The following is a 20,320-nucleotide window of genomic DNA, read 5'->3' as shown; positions in this document are numbered from 1 at the left end:
TGCATCGACCTCAGCGTCTGAGTCAGCGTCAACAAGTGCATCGACCTCAGCATCTGAATCAGCATCAACAAGCGCATCGACCTCAGCATCTGAATCAGCATCAACAAGTGCATCGACATCGGCATCTGAGTCAGCGTCAACAAGCGCATCGACCTCAGCATCTGAATCAGCGTCAACAAGTGCATCGACCTCAGCATCTGAATCAGCATCAACAAGTGCAAGCACATCAGCATCTGAGTCAGCGTCAACAAGTGCATCTACATCAGCATCTGAATCAGCAAGCACATCAGCATCTGAGTCAGCGTCAACAAGTGCAAGCACCTCAGCATCTGAATCAGCATCAACAAGTGCATCGACATCAGCATCTGAATCAGCAAGCACAAGCGCAAGCACATCTGTTATTACAAGTAAGGGAATGCCAGAAAGCTTGTCACTTGATAGCTTAGATATTGATAGTATTATTACATCTGATTCAATTAGTACATCAGTATCACAATCACTGTCATTATCAGCAAGCACAAGTGCATCAACATCAGCGTCTGAGTCAGCGTCAACAAGTGCAAGCATCTCAGCATCTGAATCAGCAAGCACAAGCGCATCAACCTCAGCGTCTGAGTCAGCGTCAACAAGCGCAAGCACATCAGCATCTGAGTCAGCATCAACAAGTGTAAGTGCTTCAACATCAGCGACTCATTCTACTTCAACTAGTCAAGCTTCTCAAACTGATACCACTAAGACACATAAGCAACTTCCAAATACAGGAACAACAGCTTCAGCTACAAATACTCTTCTTGGAGTAGCAGCAGGTCTAACAGGATTAGGTTTAGCGGCTAAACGTCGTAAGCGTGATGATGAAGAGTAAGTCTTGTTTTGCAACGTTAATGAAAGACTAAATCAGCTATGAGAAAACCTCCAAGGATTATAAAATCCTTGGAGGTTTTCAGCTATTGGTGGAGAATGTTGAACTAATCGGAGTTTTGTTGATTAGTAAATCGATTGAAATTCAATATTTATTGTCTAGAGCTAGAAAAAATAAGGTTGTGACAGTTATATCACTTTATGAAAGTGCATAAAAATGATATACTATATAGTAGATTTTTGTATCTAAAAATGTATGTATTATTTAGAGGTGTTTGATTTTTCTATCAAATGAAGAACTATAGGAGAATTAGTTTATCAAAAATTGATTGCTCTAAAACAATAGGAATGATGTTTTTAATCAATACATGATATAGAATGCTAATCGTGAAATAAAGGGTTGATGTTAGAAATCTGTTTCAATTAGTTAGAGATTATGGCCGAAAAGTGTACTATGATCAAGAAATGTTTAATACAGGTGTATTGCTAATCAACAATCGTGTTTGGAAGCAAGAAAGTATGAATCAACGATTAATTAATTTAACTGATGATCTGCATGATAAGGTGGACATGGTTGATCAACTTATGCTGAATAAGCTTTTTGAAAATAAGTGGCTAGAGTTAGATTTTGATAATAATTATATTGTGAGTCATAAGCAGTTTACAGATTATAAACTACCAAAATCTCAAGACTATCCTGGAATTATTCATTATCCTTCGAATAGAAAACCGTGGGATAATTTGGGGATTCAAGCTTATCGCAATGTTTGGTGGTATTATCATAATCTTGAGTGGACAGAATTAGGCCAAAATTACTATTTACATACGCTTAAAAAGGCTCATATCTATCCTCAAAAACTACCTGTTACTTGTTTAATTTATACTTTTTCGGATCGTATTGAGAAATTAGATTCCCTAGTTCAAGCTTTACCGGAAATTCAATTTATAATTGTAGCCAGCGTCAAAGTTAGTGATCAATTGACTAAGAGGATAGTTAATCCCAATGTGACTATTTTGTCTGAATTTAATGATTTATCAGAGCTTGAGCAAGAATTAATTGAGATAAGTCAAATTCTTTTAGATGTTAATCACGGCGAAAAAAATGTAGAAATACTGGAGCAGTTTGCAAAATTAGGGAAGCCTATTCTTGCCTTTGAAAATACAAAATATTGTGAAGTTGGACAGATAATCTATAAAGTAGAACAAGTTCAAGAAATGATTAATAAAATAAGAGAAGTGGAAGATAAACATGGATTTTAAAGATTCTGTAAAGTTATTAGGAGATTTTCATCATATAGAGATTTCTCCTACTAGTAGCATTGAACTAGGAACAGATGTTACATTTCGCTCATTTGTAAGTCTAGAAGTGTCTAATAATGCTAAGCTGATACTAGGAAATAGAGTTTTCTTTAACGATCATTGTACGATTCGTTGTGGCAAAGAGATTGAAATTGGTAAGGATACGATGTTTGGTGATGGTGTGAGAATTTTTGATCACAACCATAAATACTCTAATTACCATATTGAAAAAATTCAGTTTAAAGCTGATAAGATAACTATAGGGAAAAATTGTTGGATTGGAACTAACGTTGTTATTTTAAAAGGTGTTACCATTGGAGATAATGTTATCATTGGGGCAAATGCTTTAATTTATAAAGATATCCCGGCTAATTCTGTTGTCACTGCACAAGAGGATTTAAAAATCACTCCTAGACAACAGCATCAGTTTCACGCCTTTACTTTAACAGCATCAGATACTTTAGAACATTTAGACTATCTTGTACAAGAACTTCCTGAAGTTGCATTTCATATAGCTGCTAAAACAAATGTCTCAGACTATCTAGAAAGCTTTAATCATTACGAGAATGTGAATATTTATACTAATGTGCATTATGATGATATTCTAGAAGATTTATTAAATAGAGCGGATATTTACTTAGATATCAATCATTGGGGAGAGGTTGATAATATTGTAGGTCGTGCTTTAGAGATAGGAAAACCGGTATTTTCTTTTGAAACAGTTGTCCATAGAAGAGATAAAAACGTTCGAGTTTTTAGTTTAGAGGATAAAGAGAGTATGATTAATAGCATTCGTCATCAACTAGTGAATGATGAAAATGGAGATTAGATAATGGGGCTTGATATTTTGGAAGCAAGAAGGGCAGTTGTTCTTGCAGGAGATAAGAATTACCTTATCCCGATACTTACAACAATAAAATCTATTCTATATTATAATCAAAATGTTAAAATTTATATTCTCCATCAAAATATTCCTAGTGACTGGTTCAATGATCTCAAGATACAAGTGGAGAAATTGGGAAGTGTTGTAGAAGACATTCGTATAGATGAAGAGATTGATTCTGAGTGGAAAACCCAGGAACATATTTCAGCGATTACGTATGCTCGCTATTTCATTCCTCATTATATTGAAGAGGAGAGAGTACTCTATCTGGATAGTGATTTGATTATTAATGGTAGTCTTGATTTACTCTTTAATATTGATTTGGGTGATAAGTATCTTGCTGCTGTTCGAGATGTAGATGGTGTTGGTTTCAACGCAGGAATGTTATTGATTGATAATTCTAAATGGAGACAATATGATATCACTACTAAATTAATAAATAAGACAATTGATTACGTATCTTCACCTGATTTTGCAACCAATGATAGATTTAATGGTGATCAGACTATATTAAATTTGATGTTTGAAAATCATTGGCTAGAGTTGGATAAGCATTTTAATCTTCAAGTTGGTCATGATGTCATTGCATTCTATAGCCATTGGGATTCACATTTTGAATTGGATAAAGAACCTTTGGTCATCCATTATACGACCTATCGAAAACCATGGTCCACTCTGATGGGCTATCGTTATCGGGATTTATGGTGGGCATTTCGGGATGTTAGTTATGAACAGATTGCTGACCATTATGCTGGACGTTTTGCCATCAAGAGAGTTTATGACCTTCACAATGTCAATCTATTTACATTTACAGATTCGCAGGATTTTCTGTATATTGAAGAACTAGCCCAAGCTCTACCTGATGTTGGATTCCATATTGGAGCTTATACAGATATGGGTTCCATTTTAATGGCTTTGGACAAATATCCTAATGTTTACTTATATCCCAGCATGGTTGGGGCAGTGATTGATGAAATGATTGAGAAGACAGACGCCTATCTGGATATTCATAAAGGGAGTCCAATGGACGTTATCGTCAGTCGCTATACCAGTGCAGGTAGACCAGTACTGACCTTTGATACGACCAACAAAAATCAATTGGAACAAATAGTCGTTTCCTCTCAATCTCCACAGTTAATGATAGAAGCAATTAAAGAGTTAAAGAAAGAAAAAATGGACATGAAGGCAATTGTACTAGGAGCCAACTACCAATACGCAGATAAGGTATTAACGACAATCAAATCAATCTGCTGTCATAATCGAGGGCTACGTTTTTATCTGATTAACAGCGATTTTCCGACAGAATGGTTCTATAATCTCAATCGTAAATTAAAGAAGCTAGACTGTGAAATCGTCAATGCCCGTGTCAATAGTTCTCATATCAGCCAATATAAGACCAACATTCACTATGCAACATTTTTACGTTATTTTATTTCGGATTTTGTTGAGGAAGATAAGGTCTTATATCTGGACTGTGACTTGGTTGTTACAAGAGACTTAAGTCATCTATTTGATGTTGAATTAGGAGACTACCCTTTGGCAGCAGTCAAGGATCTGGGGGCTCAAGTATATTTTAATGAGCATAGCTTCAACGCAGGTGTCTTACTTATCAATAATCGCCTTTGGAAGCAAGAAGAAGTTCGTAAAAAACTGATTGAAATGACTAATGAGTTGCATGACAAGGTTGCTCAAGATGATCAAAGTATCTTGAATATCTTATTTAAAGACCGTTGGTTAGCTTTGGACTTTAAATATAACTGTATTACCTTGCACACACATTTTTCAGATTATCGACCAGAACCTGGGACTTATCCACCGATTATTCATTATTTGACAGAGAGAAAACCATGGGGATTGTATGAACGCTCCATCTATCGAGATGTTTGGTGGTATTATAACGCTCAAGAGTGGTCGGATATGAGTCAGATGACGCCTTGTCTGACAAAAGATCAGGTGAGTCAATATACAGGGGTTCAACATTCGGCTCTAGTCTATACCTTCTCAAGCGACTTGAGAAATATGGGCTACTTGATTGAACATCTACCAGATGTCAAGTTTTATGTGGCGGCTCCCGTTATGGTGGCTGATAGTATTACAGCTTTACTGGCTTACCCAAATGTCTCTGTCTTAGCGGATATTGCCGGACAACCAGCTTTGATTGATAGTTTGGTTGAACGATGTGATATCTTACTGGATATCAATGCAGATATCGAAGTTGATGGGATCATTGGGAGTTTTCGACAAGCTGGAAAACCAGTATTTGCTTTTGAAAGTGTAGCCCATGGTGAACAAGGTCAGTTTCTTTATGACCAAGAACATCCTGAGGAGATGGTTCTAGCTATTGAAAACTATTGCCAAAATGGAGAGCTACCTGTAAAAAAGCTTCAAGCCTACCCAAAGGTACTGGATATCCAGCAGAGTCTTGATTATGTACTAGAACACCATTCTTCTGTTATTCGCTATGGGGATGGAGAAATGGATATTATGATGGGACATGGTATTCCTTATCAGGACTATGATGAGACATTGGCAGAACAGCTTAGAAGTATGATCCAACTAGAAAGCTCTCCAGAATTGCTGGTTTGTCTTTCTGATGTTTTTGAAGGTTTGGAACGCTATAATCCTGAAGCTGTTAACTTTTGGCAAAAGCATTTAGAGCATTATAAAGAAGCCTATCATAGATTTTGTACAGCAAGTTTCTATGGTTCTACTTTTATATCTCGCCCGTATATGGACCTCAAAGATAAGTCTGCTTCGGTAGCCCACTTTGAAAAATTAAAGAAACTTTGGGATAAACGAGATATCTTGATCGTCGAAGGTGAAAACTCACGTTCAGGAGTTGGCAACGATCTTTTTGACAATGCTCAGTCAGTTGAGCGTATTATCTGCCCTTCTAGAAATGCCTACAGTAAAGTTGAGGCTATTCAAGAAGCGATTGAAAAGCATGCGACTGGTAAATTAGTATTCTTGATGCTTGGACCTACAGCCAAGGTTTTAGCGTATCACTTAAGCAAAAAAGGTATACAAGCGATTGATTTAGGTCATATTGATTCTGAATATGAGTGGTTTAAGATGGGAGCAACTTCAAAAGTAAAATTCTCACACAAGCATACCGCAGAGCATAATTTTGATCAAGAAATTCAGCTGGTTGAGGATGAAATTTATAATAAGCAAGTTGTCGTAAGGATTTAAATAGGATTATGAAGATAAATATTACAAATATTTACGGTATGTCTGGTCAGAGTACAGCTTTGATCGCCCAGAATGAAACCGTTAAAATTGCAAGAAAGTTAGACTTTCACGAGCTTGGCTTTTACTTTTACGATATTTATAGTGACAGTCAAGGTGAGTTGAATAGCCGTTTAGATGGTGTCATGGCTCGAGTGGGTTACGGTGATATTGTCGTTTATCAATCTCCTACGTGGAATGGTAGAGAGTATGATCAGGCCTTTATTAGAAAATGTAAGATTTTAAACACGAAAATCATAACCTTTATCCATGATGTTCCACCCCTTATGTTTCCATCTAACTATTACTTGATGCCTGAATACATCGAGATGTACAACCAATCAGATCTAGTAGTTGTTCCATCAGAACAAATGAAGGAACGGCTCATTCAGGAAGGATTGACAGTTCAAAAGATTATTATTCAAGGCATGTGGGACCATGTTCACAACTATCCTTTGAGACAACCTGTTTTTCAGAAAAAACTATCTTTTGCGGGTAGTGTGAATCGTTTTGAACACCTAGCCAACTGGGCTTATTCAACCCCTCTCGATATTTTTTCAGAGACTAATCAAGAGAATCGTAATCCAAGAGTTTCCTTTAAAGGTTGGAAAACAGACCCAGAGTTGCTTTTTGCTTTGTCAGAGGGTGGTTTTGGCTTAGTATGGGGTACTAGCGAAAATCCAGCTGATGAGGCAGACTACTATCGATTGAATATCTCTCATAAAGTCAGCACTTATCTTGCAGCAGGAATTCCAGTAGTGGTGCCATCCTATCTCTCCAATGCCAATTTTATAAAGGAAAAAGGCTTAGGTTATGTAGTGGATAGTTTGGAAGAAGCCAGTCGTCTTGTAGAGGAAACGACAACAGAAGTTTATCAATAGATGGTTGAAAATGTATATAAAGTTAGTTATGCCTTAAAAGAAGGCTACTTTACAAAAAAACTATTAATTGATGCAGTGATGCAGGTTTTGGATGCATAGAATAGGATAGTTATGGATCGCCCTCATCCATTAGGATGAGGGAATGCCATTATTGGCAAAAGATTAATTTATAAATTTAGCTATGTTCATCAAAATATCTCATCACTCGAATAAGGTAGGAGCAAAATTTGAAGATAAAATTGACATCAGTCGTCGTTAAACGGGTTATGTGGACGATTTCTTTCTTATTTATTTATGTTTTAGGAAGTAGATTGACCCTTCCCTTCGTAAACGTAAACGACACGAATTTTTTGGGTGGAACTACAGCTTTCTTAGCCTTTTCTACTGCTATAACAGGTGGCAACCTTCGGAGTCTTTCTTTATTTTCAGTTGGACTATCTCCCTGGATGTCTGCTATGATTTTATGGCAAATGTTTAGTATGTCTAAGAAACTAGGTTTTCAAAATTTACCAATTGAAATTCAAGATCGTGGGAAAATGATTTTAACGTTTGTTATTGCTTTAATCCAAGCATTAGCCATTACTCTAAATCTTCCTATTCAGTCGGGGGTGAATTATGGACTAGCCTTGACTATGAATGTTTTGTTCTTGATTGCGGGAACCTTTTTCTTAGTATGGTTATCGGATTTGAATTCTCTGTTTGGTGTCGGGGGATCTATAGTTATCTTAATGTCCAGCATGGTTATTAGCATGCCACAAAACATCCTGAATAGTATCAAGGAATTACAGATTAGCCCCATATTGATTATGGCTCTTCTAATACTTTCCGTTGTCTTTTTGGCAATTGTAGTCAGAGTTCAGCGAGCTCGTTATCGAATTCCTGTTAATAAGATTATGATTCACAATCGTTTTAAACGTTATTCTTATTTGGATATTTTGCTGAATCCAGCTGGAGGAATGCCCTTTATGTATGCCATGTCCTTGGTTTCTATTCCACAATATAGCTTCATGCTGCTTCAGATGGTACTTCCAGAAGAAACGTGGATCAGAGTTTGGATAAGTCGCTTTGCAATAGGACAACCAATTTGGGTTTTCACTTATATTATTGTTTTGTTTCTTTTAGGAATTACTTTTGCCTTTGTAAATATGAATAGTGAGGAAATTGCTGATAGAATGAAAAAATCTGGAGAATATATTTATAATATCTATCCAGGAGAAGATACTAGTCGTTATATTGGAAAACTTGTATTCCGTTTTGCAATTATTGGTTCTACCTATACAGTTCTTATGGCTGGCTTGCCAATGTTGATTGTCTTATATGATCCACGCTATATGCAACTAACGATGCTTCCAGGCCTGTTCTTGATTTTTAACGGAATGGTGTTTAATATCCAAGAAGAGATTAATGCTTTGACATTAAACGAGAACTATCGACCACTCTTAGAAATCGATTCATAATTGTGAGGAGAATATATGTATTATTTCATTCCTTTTTTGGAGCGCAACAATCCATCATGGCAAGCTAATATTGTGCCTTGGTATAGGACTCCTTATCGCTTAGAATTTGATGATATCTTACACCAAATTCGTATCTTTAAACGTCAAGAATTAGAATCTAAGATGCTATGGTTGACTTATCATCCTCATCTACGCTACTTGTTACACAGACAAGATTTATTGGAGTCGAATATTTTCTCCGTTTTTGATGCCATTCAAAATATTGAAGCTGAGGAGATGCACCCTTTACAATTAAAAGACTTGACATGGGATGAAGACTGTGACTTTATCTATACTCCTTTCTTAATTGTAGTCAAGCAAAAGGGGGCACTCTATGCTGAAATTGAATATGGTTCAGAAGGTTTTATCAGCTATATCACTTACTTTAAGGATAACCAAGTTGATTTCATTTGCTATTTTGATGATCGTGGCTTTTTATCTAGCCTTTTAGACTATGAGGATCAAAAACCAGTTACTCGTTATTATTACAATGCAAAAGGACAGTGGCAACTGAGGGAAAATTTGCAGGGAAAAGAGCCAATTGTAAAGATAAATCCAGCAGTAAGCTACCGTTTTGGAAAATTAACTTATGAAAGTATAGATGAGGTTATCTGGGAATTCTTAACAAAATTTTTAAATCAAGACTATGAGGTTGGAGATTCATTTGTTTTGGCAGCTAATACCAAGTTTCAAGACCAATTGCTAGAAAGGTTGCCAGAAGAAGCTCCCAAAATTATAAGTTTCTTTATTGAAAGAAATCAAGCAGATGATTTGCAGGCTCATCGTCAGGTAGTAGAACAGTCTAGATTGTTGATTAGTGATCGGAAAGATTTTCTTGAGCGATTACAAGAGGCCTATCCCCAATTTACTTCTAAAATGTACCATCTACCATCTTTTGATACGCGCTTGAAGCTGGGCGTTAGTCAGCGATTAAAGGAATCAAAAATTTATGTCCAATTAGATATACAGGTGCAACAAGATCCAAAAGTTTTGTATGAAGTCTTACATTTTGTCTCGAAAAATCCTTTGACTGAGGTTGTTTTTTCTGTATTCAATGCAGAAGGTTATCAAATAGAAGCTCTGGAGAAGCAACTTGATTCGCTGATTATGGAACGTCTTAACCCAAGGGATCTGTTAAAGGATTCCGTGGTATCTGAGGCGGAAAATACATTAGAGGAAAATACCAGAGATGATTATCGCTTTAAGATTATCAATCTCAATGATGAGATGGGCTTAATTCGTGAGTTAGAATATACTCGTTTAATTGTTGATTTGAATCCAGTCGCTAATATTTATACACAGATTGCAGGGATTAGTGCAGGAATTCCTCAAATCAATCTACAAGAATCAGAATATGTATCTCACTTACAAAATGGTTATATTCTATCAGATTTATCAGAGTTTAGTAAAGCAGGGCACTACTTTTTAGATACCTTGGAACATTGGAATCAAGCCTTAATTTACTCAATTGATAAGATTCGACAAAATACAGGTGATCAATTTGTAGATAAGTGGGAAAAATGGTTAAAGGAGGCAAAAAGTGAGCAATAAATTACAGATTTTGCAGATAGGTAGCAGAAACTGGAGCCATGACTATGAGCTTCCTGAAAATATGGATTGGCACTTCTTTTGGCCAAGATCAACGACTGCCATAAAGAAGGTCATGAAAATGGAAGGCTTAAGAACTTTTTCAGCTGTTTTGGTTGAAAATCCTGAGCATTTATCGGATTTGATTCCGTTGATAAGAAAGATCACTCCTTATACGATTTTCTACCCTGATACAGCTGAGCCTCAATCAAAAGATGTTCAAGACTTTTTGAAAAAAACCTGTGCTCAAACAGCAGACTTTTCAAATCCAGCAGAACTGTTACGACTCCTATCTAAGGCCTTGTTTAGAGGACAGTATGGGGATAAGTTGGTTCCAATTGATATGATTGTCAATCCTGCTTTTACGGGAAAGGTTCGATATAACGGTTATGAAAATCTAGAACTCCTAGGAAAGTATGGTCAAGACTTTCGCCCTTTAATTAGTTGGAAATATAATATCCGAGCTAGTGAATTCAACCCGGTTGAACTCTGGCTTGAATATGAGAAAGATTGGACTTGTGATATTCGTCTCGTTGTTCGAAATATTCAAGATGGATCTACTGCTAATTTTGTCAAAGAGCGAGTTTTCACTGTTGAAGATATGCAGTCTGCCGTGGTACTGGATGATGATTTTTCTTCATTTATCAGTGTTTCTTTAGAAGCTAGAGGGGAAGGACAACTGAAAATAGGAGCTCTTCATCAGCGTTTAACGCGTTACCAATTTGGTAAGTATGTTCTTGGTGGGGGGATTATCCATAATGACAAGCGTGAGGAGATTAATTACTTTTTCTATCCAGGAGATTTTAAGCCTCCTTTGAATGTCTATTTCTCTGGTTATCGTCGAGCGGAAGGATTTGAGGGATTTGGAATGATGAGATCCTTTGGGACACCTTTCCTTCTTTTTCAAGATCCTCGGATAGATGGAGGAGCTTTTTACTTGGGTGATGAGAGTATCGAAAATGGTGTTCGAAATGTCATTCAAGAACATTTAGATTTGTTAGGATTCTCAAATAAGGAACTAATCCTTTCGGGCATGTCCATGGGAACCTATGGTGCTATGTATTACAGCTCTTTCTTTGAACCTAAAGCTGTGATTGTTTCAAAACCCTTGACCAATCTTGGCTTGATAGCAGAGAGAGGCAGACTTGAGGCCCCGGGGCTTTTCCCAACCGCCTTTGATATTTTACGTCATCATTCTAAGGGGGAGTCTAGTTTAGATGCTATGAGAGCCTTAGATGACCGTTTTTGGACTCCTTTTAAAGAGGCCGATTTTAGTCAAACAATCTTTGGACTCTCTTATATGAAAGAGGAAGACTATGATCCACGTGCTTATGATGACTTAGTAGAGGCCCTTTATCATACGGGTGCTCGTATCATGGTCAAGGGCACCTCGGGTCGCCACAACGACGATAGTAATACCAGTACTGCGTGGTTCAAGAATTTTTATAAGATGATTTTAGAGCAGGATTTTGGGAGAAAGTTTTAATGATGTTCAAACGGCATAAAGAAATATACTGGGGAGAGTTTAAAGGAGGAAGTTCAGGGGATAGTAGGCAAAATACATTTTTGTTTGGTTCTATTGTACTCTATCATTCAAGAGACCATGTTTATCTGGAAAATGATATGGTGAATTCTGGTACTATGATTCATGAGTGGACATCAAGTTTTAACTTTCAAGGAAATCGCTTAACCCCAACCTTACCTCTTTTAAAAAGGGGCTATCGTTACCGTTTGTCTAGTCAGATGACTGTTCAACCTCAAAATGGTTTATACTTTAGGCTCATCTTTATGGATCGTTATGATAAGCAGGTTGGTCAAGTGATTGAAAAAGACTTTGATTTTACCTTTACTTATCCAGAAGAAGCCTATCATTACAGAGTACAGCTGTTGAGTGCAGGATTTCAAGCAGTTGACTTTCATTCATTTTCAATAGAAGAGGACGATTCTGAACAAGATGTGGAACAAGAATAGACAGTTGAGCAAGGTGAAAAAAATCTTGCATCAAATCAATCTAAAAAAAGATGAGATGGCTTCGCTAACAGATGCTGAATTAGCAGGAAAAACCCAAGAATTTAAAGAGAGATTGGCTGCTGGAGAAAGTTTAGATGATCTTCTGGTAGAAGCTTTTGCAGTTGTCAGAGAGGCTGATAAACGAATCTTAGGAATGTTTCCCTACGATGTACAGGTCATGGGGGGAATTGTTATCCACCAAGGGAATGTTGCGGAGATGAATACGGGCGAGGGGAAAACTCTGACCGCTACGATGCCAGTCTATCTCAATGCCTTATCAGGGCAAGGTGTTATGCTGGTGACGACTAACGACTATCTTGCCAAGCGTGATGCAGATGAGATGGGACAAGTCTATGAGTTCTTAGGTTTGACCATTCGCATTCCCTTTTCTGAAGACGATGATGAAGAGTTAACGCCTGAAGATAAGCGGGAAATTTATAGTGCGGATATTGTTTATACTACCAATAGTGGTCTTGGTTTTGACTACTTGATTGATAATCTAGCCTCTAGTGAAGATAAAAAGTACATGCCAGAATTTAACTTTGTTATCGTAGATGAGGTAGATTCAGTCTTGCTGGATAGTGCTCAAACTCCCTTGGTCATTTCAGGTTCTCCTAGGGTTCAATCCAATTTTTATGGAATTATTGACACCTTGATGACAACTCTAGTTGAGGGCCAAGACTATATCTTTAAAGAAGAGAAAAAAGAAGTCTGGCTCACTACTAAGGGCGCTCAAACTGCGGAGAGTTTTTTAGGTATTGATAACCTCTATTCCGAAGAACATGGCGTACTAGCAAGACACCTGACCTTTGCTTTACGAGCTCATACCTTATTTAAAAGGGATAAAGACTATATCATCCGTAAGGGTGAGAAAGAGGAAGAACTCGTATTGGTAGATCAAAGTACAGGTCGTTTATTAGAAATGACCAAATTACAGGGTGGTTTACACCAAGCCATTGAGGCAAAAGAGCATGTTCCCTTATCTGAAGAAACACGGGCGATGGCCTCAATTACCTATCAGAGCTTATTTAAGAAGTTTAAAAAAATCTCTGGGATGACTGGGACAGGAAAGGTTGCAGAGAAAGAGTTTTTAGAAACTTATGGGATGTCAGTCATTCGAATTCCTACAAATCGTCCGAATCAGCGAATTGATTATCCAGATAATCTCTATGTTACCCTACCTGAAAAAGTGTATGCATCACTTGCTGAGATTAAATATTATCATGCAAAGGGCAACCCACTATTGGTTTTTGTTGGGTCAGTAGAAATGTCGGAACTTTATTCCTCCCTATTATTGCGAGAAGGGATTGCTCACAATGTTATAAATGCCCATAATGCAGCGCGTGAAGCTCAGATGATTGCAGAGTCAGGTCGTAGGGGAGCTGTAACAGTTGCGACTTCTATGGCTGGTCGTGGGACTGATATTAAACTTGGTCCAGGAGTTGCTGAACTGGGGGGGCTAGTTGTCATTGGTACAGAACGGATGGAGAGTAAACGTATTGACTTACAGATTAGAGGACGTTCTGGCCGACAGGGAGACCCTGGCTTGTCGAAATTTTTTGTCTCACTGGAAGATGATGTGATCAAGAAGTATGGACCTTCTTGGGTCCATAAAATGTATAAGGACTATACAGTAAATAAACAGATAAGTCCTGAACTTTTAGAAGGAAGACGCTATCGAAAATTAGTAGAAAAAGCGCAGAAGGCAAGCGATAGCGCTGCTAGATCATCAAGAAGGCAAACCTTAGAGTATGCTGAGAGTATGAATATCCAAAGAGAAATGGTCTATAGTCAAAGAAATCGCTTGATTGATGGAACCGAGGATCTTGATGGTTTTGTTGTAGATATGCTAGATGAGTTCGTAAGAAAAAGCTTGTCAGAAGAACCCTTTGAAAGTAGAGAAGAACTGTATCATTTTATCGTTAAAAACATCAGTTTTCTTTATCATGCAGTTCCGCGAGAGTTAGATATGACGGATAAGGATGCGATCAAGCTAGTTCTGGAGACAACAGTTCAAAAGAGTCTACAAGAGAAACGAACACTTCTAGAAACACTTGATCTCTTTTCTCATTTTCAGCGTTTAGCATTGCTAAAAGCAATAGATGATAACTGGGTAGAGCAGGTAGACTACCTTCAACAATTGAGTATAGCGATTGGTGGTCAATCAGCTGCTCAAAAGAATCCTATCGTCGAGTATTATCAAGAAGCTTACAATGGCTTTGAAGAAATGAAAAAGCAGGTCAAGAAGGATATGGTTCGAAATCTTCTATTGAGTCGAGTAGACATTTCGCCTGAAGGGGAAATTATGACTTATTTTCCATAAAAAGAGGACAATATGACAATTTACAATATAAATTTAGGAATTGGTTGGGCCAGCAGTGGTGTTGAATATGCCCAAGCTTACCGTGCGGGTATTTTTCGCAGCCTGAATCTGTCGTCGAAGTTTATCTTTACAGACATGATTTTGGGTGATAATATCCAGCATTTAACCGCAAATATCGGTTTTGATGATGATCAGGTCATCTGGCTCTACACTCATTTCACAGACATCAAGATTGCACCGACCAGTGTGACGGTAGATGATGTTCTGGCTTATTTTGAAGGTGTAGAAAGCCGTCGTGAAAGAAATGGGAGAATTGAACGAATCTTCTTCTCAGATGAAGACAAGTTTATCACTTGTTATTTGGTAGATGAGGAAAAAGATTTTGTCCAACATGTGGAGTATGTGTATGCTGGCAAATTGATCCGCAAGGATTACTTCTCATACACACGCTACTGCACAGAGTATTTTGCTCCTAAAGATAATGTAGCGACACTCTACCAAAGAACCTTCTACAATGAAGATGGGACTCCAGCTTATGAGATGTTCATGAATCAAGGGACCGAGGAAGTCTACCGTTTCAAGGATCGAATCTTATACGGTAAGCCGGCCTTGATCCGTTATTTCATGCAGACACTTCAGTTAAGTAAATCAGATCTAGTGATTTTGGATCGTGAGACAGGAATTGGGCAGGTGGTCTTTGAAGAAGCGCGTGCTGCTCACCTTGCTGTTGTCGTTCACGCTGAGCACTATAGTGAAAATGCGACCAATGATGATTATATCCTTTGGAACAACTATTATGACTACCAGTTTACCAATGCAGATAAGGTCGATCTCTTTATCGTTTCAACGGATCGTCAAAAGGAAGTTCTAGAGCAACAGTTTGCTCACTATACCTCGCACGCTCCTAAGATTGTGACCATTCCAGTTGGAAGTGTTGACCAATTAACAAAACCACAAGAGAATCGTAAGCCATTTTCTCTTATTACAGCTTCACGTCTAGCCAAGGAAAAACACATTGATTGGCTTGTCAAGGCTGTGATAGAGGCTCATAAGGAATTGCCAGAATTAACCTTTGATATCTACGGTAGTGGTGGCGAAGAAGGACGTCTTCATGAGATTATCGCTGCAGGTCAGGCAGAAGAGTATATTAAACTCAAGGGCCATGCCGAACTTTCCCAAATCTATTCACAGTATGAAGTTTATCTAACTGCTTCTACAAGTGAAGGATTTGGTTTGACACTCATGGAAGCAATTGGTTCAGGCTTGCCATTGATTGGTTTTGATGTTCCTTATGGAAATCAAACCTTTATCGAAGATGGCGAAAATGGTTATTTGATTCCAAGCTCATCTGACCATGTCGAAGATGAAATCAAGAAAGCTTATGCAGAAAAAATCTGCCAACTGTATTTGGAAAATCGTTTGGAAAGTATGAGAGAAAAATCCTACCAGATTGCTGAGAAATTCTTGACTCAAGAGATTTTGAACAAATGGGGAAAAACAATCAAGGAGGTAGTGGATGATTCAGTTATTTGATGTATACAATCAAGAAAGTCAAGATTTGCATTATAGTCTGACTGCGGCAGGACTGTCTGATTTGACTGTGGTTATTGAACCAGATGGATTTTTACCAGATGGAGTTGTCTCACCCTTCACCTATTATTTGGGTTATGACAGTGGTAAACCCTTGTACTTTAACCAAGTTCCCGTCCCAGATTTTTGGGAGATTGCTGGGAATAATCAATTTGGAACCATCAATGACCTTAATCAAGAACGAGCAGTGATTCATTTTGCAGATGGCTTACAGGCTCGTTTGGTGAAAAAAGTCGAATGGAAGACACCAGCAGGCCGCATCTTTCAAGTAGATCACTACAATCGTTTTGGAGCTTGCTTTGCTAAGACCACCTTTGATGGATCTGGTCAAGCTATCATGACTTCTTATCGGGACGTAGATCAAAAAGAAGTTATTTTGGAAAACCATGTCACAGGTGATATTCTCTTGACCTTGGAAGGGCAAGGTTTGCGCCATTTTTCTGGTCGAGTGGCCTTTATCATAGACTTTTTGCAAGGTTTGAATGTGAATCTGGACCACCTTCTCTTTAATACCCTATCTACTTCGTTTTTGACTTCTTTCCATTTTCCAGAAAAATCAGGTAAGGATATCCTGGTTTGGCAAGAACCATTGCATAATGATATACCAGGAAATATGCAACTGATCTTGGAGAATGATCAGCTTCGAGCTAAGACCATTATCATTCCAGATTATGCGACTTATGAACGTGCTTTGCAATTGACGGATGAAAAATTCCATCATAAGTTTAGTCATCTAGGCTATCATTATCACTTTAAGCGCGATAATTTTGTTCGTCCTGATGCCTTGATAGTGACCAATTCGGATCAACTAGAGCAAATCGAAAAACTGGTGGAGAGTTTACCAAGGGTTACTTTCCGAATCGCAGCAGTGACAGAGATGTCATCTAAGTTGTTGGATATGCTCCGCTATCCAAATGTTGTGCTCTATCAGAATGCCAGTCCCCAAAAGATTCAGGAGCTTTATCAGTTATCAGATATCTACCTGGATATCAACTATGGGAATGAACTGCTTCAAGCTGTTCGTCAGGCTTTTGAACACAATCAACTGGTCCTAGCTTTTGAGGAAACAGCCCATAATCGCCGCTATACAGCTCCAAATCATATTTTCGCTAAGGAAGCAGTTGATGACATGATTCATACCATTGAGTTAGCCCTTTCTCATGTCAAAGAGATGGGTCGAGCTCTTGGAGACCAAGGGTACCATGCCAATTATGTGGATCCAATTATGTATCAGGAGCGGATGGAAACCATTTTAGGAGAAAGCCATGACTAAAAAAGATCTATTCTATCAGGACGTTGAAGGTCGCATGGAAGAGATGAAACAACAACCCATCAAAAAAGAAAAATCTACACGTGGTGAAAAAATTAGTAAGACATTTTCTTTTTTGATTGGACTCATCATTTTGATTGGTTTACTGTTTACTTTAATAGGACTTTTGAGGTAATAAAATGATTGAATTATTGATGATTTTAACCATTATTTTAGCTTTTTCCTTAATCATTCTTGTGACCATTCAACCCAGACAAACTCAAATTTTTTCTATGGATGCTACCAGCAATATCGGAAAGCCCAGCTATTGGCAAAGCAATACGCTTGTTAAAGTCTTAACCTTGTTTGTTAGCTTATCACTATTTGTGTTGTTGCTCCTCTTTATGGTTTTAACTTTTAACTAATCGTTATCTGTATTGCTAGAACGTTTGATTTTAACAGTGAAGATTTAAAGAAATTTAAGTTTGAGGAGAAAATTTTAAGAAAACTTTTAGGAATCTAGCTTATACTATAAGCATAAGTTAAGAAGAACTTAACTTTAACTCCTAAAAATTTTTCATAATAATCTCCCTATAAAATAAAGTCGCCCAATCAGGCGGCTTATTTTTGGTTCTAAGTCTATGCTTTTTCATGGTATAATAGTGCTATGAGATTAGATAAATTTTTAGTTGCCTGCGCTGTAGGAAGTCGGACGGAAGTTAAAAACTTTCTAAAGACTGGGCGTGTGATGGTCAATGGTAAAAAGGAAAAATCTGCCAAGCTACAAATCAATGAAGAGACAGACGAGATTTGTTTTGACGGGCAAAAGCTAGAGTACGAGGAGTTTGTTTACTATATGATGAACAAGCCCCAGGGTGTTATTTCAGCAACTGAAGATTCTAAACATAAGACAGTCTTGGATTTGTTGGATGATTTAGCTCGATCAAAGGAAGTTTTCCCAGTGGGACGTTTGGACATTGATACGCATGGACTCTTACTCTTGACCAATGATGGCCAGTTGGCTCATGCTCTTCTTTCTCCTAAACGCCATGTGGATAAAACCTATCTGGCGCAGGTCGATGGAACCATGACGGATGAAGACATTGAGACATTTGCACAAGGGATTCCGCTAAAAGACTTTACCTGTCAGCCTGCCAAGCTGGAGCTTGTATCTCTTGATAGAGAAAAAAACCAAAGTCTGGTTCGCGTGACCATCGCAGAAGGAAAATTTCACCAAGTGAAACGGATGGTAGCATACTGTGGCAAGGAAGTGGTTGATTTGCAACGTCTGACCATGGGAACTTTGACCTTGGATGAAAATCTGAAACGTGGGGAATGGCGTCGCTTGACCACAGAGGAATTAGAAAACTTGCTCGAAAGTGTTGGGTAAACTGTGTAATCTTTGAAAAAGGTGAGGAAAATATCCTTGCCTTTTTCAGTTTTTGGTTGCTTCCTTTGTGAAAAGAGTTATAATAGACTGTAGAATAAAAGGAGGATTTTATGAACGCGATTCAAGAATCATTTACAGATAAATTATTTGCCAATTATGAAGCAAATGTCAAATACCAAGCTATCGAAAATGCTGCTAGCCACAATGGAATCTTTGCAGCCCTTGAGCGTCGTCAAAGCCATGTCGACAACACACCTGTTTTCTCACTTGACTTGACTAAGGACAAGGTCACTAACCAGAAAGCATCTGGTCGTTGCTGGATGTTTGCGGCCCTTAATACTTTCCGCCACAAACTCATTTCTCAATACAAACTTGAAAACTTTGAATTGTCACAAGCCCACACCTTCTTCTGGGACAAGTATGAAAAATCAAACTGGTTCTTGGAGCAAGTGATTGCGACTGCTGACCAAGAATTGACCAGCCGCAAGGTTAGCTTCCTACTCCAAACTCCACAACAAGATGGCGGACAATGGGATATGGTAGTTTCTCTCTTTGAGAAATACGGTGTCGTACCTAAGTCTGTTTATCCAGAATCTGTTTCATCTAGCAATAGTCGTGAGCTCAATGCAATCCTTAACAAATTGCTTCGTCAAGACGCTCAAATCTTGCGTGACCTCTTGGCTTCTGGCGCAGACCAAGCGACTGTTCAAGCTAAGAAAGAAGACCTCTTGCAGGAGATCTTTAACTTCCTTGCCATGTCACTAGGACTTCCGCCACGTCAATTTGACTTTGCTTATCGTGATAAGGACAACAACTACCAAAGCGAAAAAGGCATCACGCCACAAGAGTTTTACAAGAAATATGTTGACCTTCCATTAGAAGACTACGTTTCTGTGATCAATGCTCCAACTGCTGATAAACCTTACGGTAAATCTTACACAGTTGAGATGTTGGGAAATGTGGTTGGTAGCCGTGCAGTTCGTTACATTAACGTACCGATGGAACGCTTGAAAGAATTGGCCATTGCCCAAATGCAAACAGGAGAAACTGTTTGGTTTGGTTCAGATGTCGGCCAACTCAGCAACCGTAAAGCCGGAATCCTTGCGACAGATGTCTATGACTTTGAATCAAGCATGGATATTCAACTCACTCAGGACAAAGCAGGACGTTTGGACTACAGCGAAAGCTTGATGACTCACGCAATGGTCTTGACAGGTGTTGATTTGGATGAAAATGGCAAATCAATCAAGTGGAAAGTTGAAAACTCATGGGGAGACAAGGTCGGTGCAGATGGTTACTTTGTTGCCTCAGATGCTTGGATGGACGAATACACTTACCAAATCGTTGTTCGTAAAGAATTACTAACAGCAGAAGAACGAGCTGCTTATGAAGCAGAACCAATCGTCCTTGCACCATGGGATCCAATGGGTGCCTTGGCAGAATAAATGAGATATAAAAAGAACGGTTCTATAATTTTTAGGGTTGATGGAAATTTTCCACCAACCCTATTTTAGTGTATACAAAAA

General features: G+C 38.2%; 14 protein-coding genes and 2 pseudogenes. All 16 read left to right on the top strand.

Annotated elements, in window-relative coordinates:
• On the top strand, positions 1–862 hold an 862-nt coding region (locus ADH81_RS10470; RefSeq protein WP_152904380.1), incomplete at its 5' end, for an LPXTG cell wall anchor domain-containing protein.
• 422 nt (positions 863–1,284) lie between these two features.
• Positions 1,285–2,118, top strand: a pseudogene (locus ADH81_RS04065) (glycosyltransferase); the annotation flags it as partial.
• A complete protein-coding gene (locus ADH81_RS04060) occupies positions 2,108–2,986 on the top strand; it encodes a DapH/DapD/GlmU-related protein (protein ID WP_049526649.1) in 879 nt (292 codons plus the stop codon). The pseudogene ADH81_RS04065 and the gene ADH81_RS04060, both read left to right, overlap by 11 nt.
• A 3-nt stretch (positions 2,987–2,989) precedes the next feature.
• A complete protein-coding gene (locus tag ADH81_RS04055; RefSeq protein WP_049526648.1) occupies positions 2,990–6,232 on the top strand; it encodes an SP_1767 family glycosyltransferase in 3,243 nt (1,080 codons plus the stop codon).
• An 8-nt stretch (positions 6,233–6,240) separates the two neighbouring features.
• A pseudogene (locus ADH81_RS04050) lies at positions 6,241–7,248 on the top strand (sugar transferase).
• Positions 7,249–7,376: 128 nt separating this feature from the next.
• Positions 7,377–8,606, top strand: a complete 1,230-nt coding sequence (gene secY2 / locus ADH81_RS04045; RefSeq protein ID WP_080979271.1) for an accessory Sec system protein translocase subunit SecY2 — start codon at positions 7,377–7,379, stop codon at positions 8,604–8,606.
• A 15-nt stretch (positions 8,607–8,621) separates the two neighbouring features.
• Positions 8,622–10,196, top strand: coding sequence for an accessory Sec system protein Asp1 (gene asp1 / locus ADH81_RS04040; RefSeq protein ID WP_049526646.1), 1,575 nt, complete (start codon positions 8,622–8,624; stop codon positions 10,194–10,196).
• Positions 10,186–11,718: an accessory Sec system protein Asp2 gene (asp2, locus tag ADH81_RS04035; protein ID WP_049526645.1), complete on the top strand. Its 1,533-nt coding sequence runs from the start codon at positions 10,186–10,188 to the stop codon at positions 11,716–11,718. The genes asp1 and asp2 overlap by 11 nt, the downstream gene beginning before the upstream one ends.
• Positions 11,718–12,203 (top strand): accessory Sec system protein Asp3, encoded by a 486-nt coding sequence (gene asp3, locus ADH81_RS04030; protein WP_049526643.1) that lies wholly within the window; start codon positions 11,718–11,720, stop codon positions 12,201–12,203. Before asp2 ends, asp3 begins: the two co-directional genes overlap by 1 nt.
• Positions 12,187–14,565 carry an accessory Sec system translocase SecA2 gene (gene secA2, locus ADH81_RS04025; RefSeq protein WP_049526642.1) on the top strand — a complete coding sequence of 793 codons (2,379 nt, stop codon included), beginning with the start codon at positions 12,187–12,189 and terminating at the stop codon, positions 14,563–14,565. Before asp3 ends, secA2 begins: the two co-directional genes overlap by 17 nt.
• A gap of 12 nt (positions 14,566–14,577) precedes the next feature.
• The gene (gene gtfA, locus ADH81_RS04020; protein WP_049526641.1) at positions 14,578–16,098 is read left to right on the top strand and encodes an accessory Sec system glycosyltransferase GtfA; all 1,521 of its coding nucleotides are present in this window, start codon (positions 14,578–14,580) and stop codon (positions 16,096–16,098) included.
• Positions 16,082–17,428, top strand: coding sequence for an accessory Sec system glycosylation chaperone GtfB (gene gtfB / locus ADH81_RS04015; RefSeq protein WP_000615323.1), 1,347 nt, complete (start codon positions 16,082–16,084; stop codon positions 17,426–17,428). The genes gtfA and gtfB overlap by 17 nt, the downstream gene beginning before the upstream one ends.
• The gene (gene asp4, locus ADH81_RS04010) at positions 17,421–17,600 is read left to right on the top strand and encodes an accessory Sec system protein Asp4 (RefSeq protein ID WP_000161926.1); all 180 of its coding nucleotides are present in this window, start codon (positions 17,421–17,423) and stop codon (positions 17,598–17,600) included. The genes gtfB and asp4 overlap by 8 nt, the downstream gene beginning before the upstream one ends.
• Before the next feature lie 4 nt (positions 17,601–17,604).
• A complete protein-coding gene (asp5, locus tag ADH81_RS04005; protein WP_000571541.1) occupies positions 17,605–17,829 on the top strand; it encodes an accessory Sec system protein Asp5 in 225 nt (74 codons plus the stop codon).
• Between the two features lie 242 nt (positions 17,830–18,071).
• Entirely contained in the window at positions 18,072–18,794 is a 723-nt protein-coding gene (locus ADH81_RS04000; RefSeq protein WP_001234881.1) for a pseudouridine synthase, read from the top strand.
• Between the two features lie 110 nt (positions 18,795–18,904).
• Entirely contained in the window at positions 18,905–20,239 is a 1,335-nt protein-coding gene (gene pepC, locus ADH81_RS03990) for an aminopeptidase C (protein WP_000991668.1), read from the top strand.
• The last annotated feature ends 81 nt before the right edge of the window (positions 20,240–20,320 follow it).

It is taken from the genome of Streptococcus pseudopneumoniae, from assembly GCF_001072925.1.
Classification (GTDB): Bacteria; Bacillota; Bacilli; order Lactobacillales; family Streptococcaceae; genus Streptococcus; species Streptococcus pseudopneumoniae_Q.
This window is presented reverse-complemented; position numbering and strand designations above follow the sequence as displayed.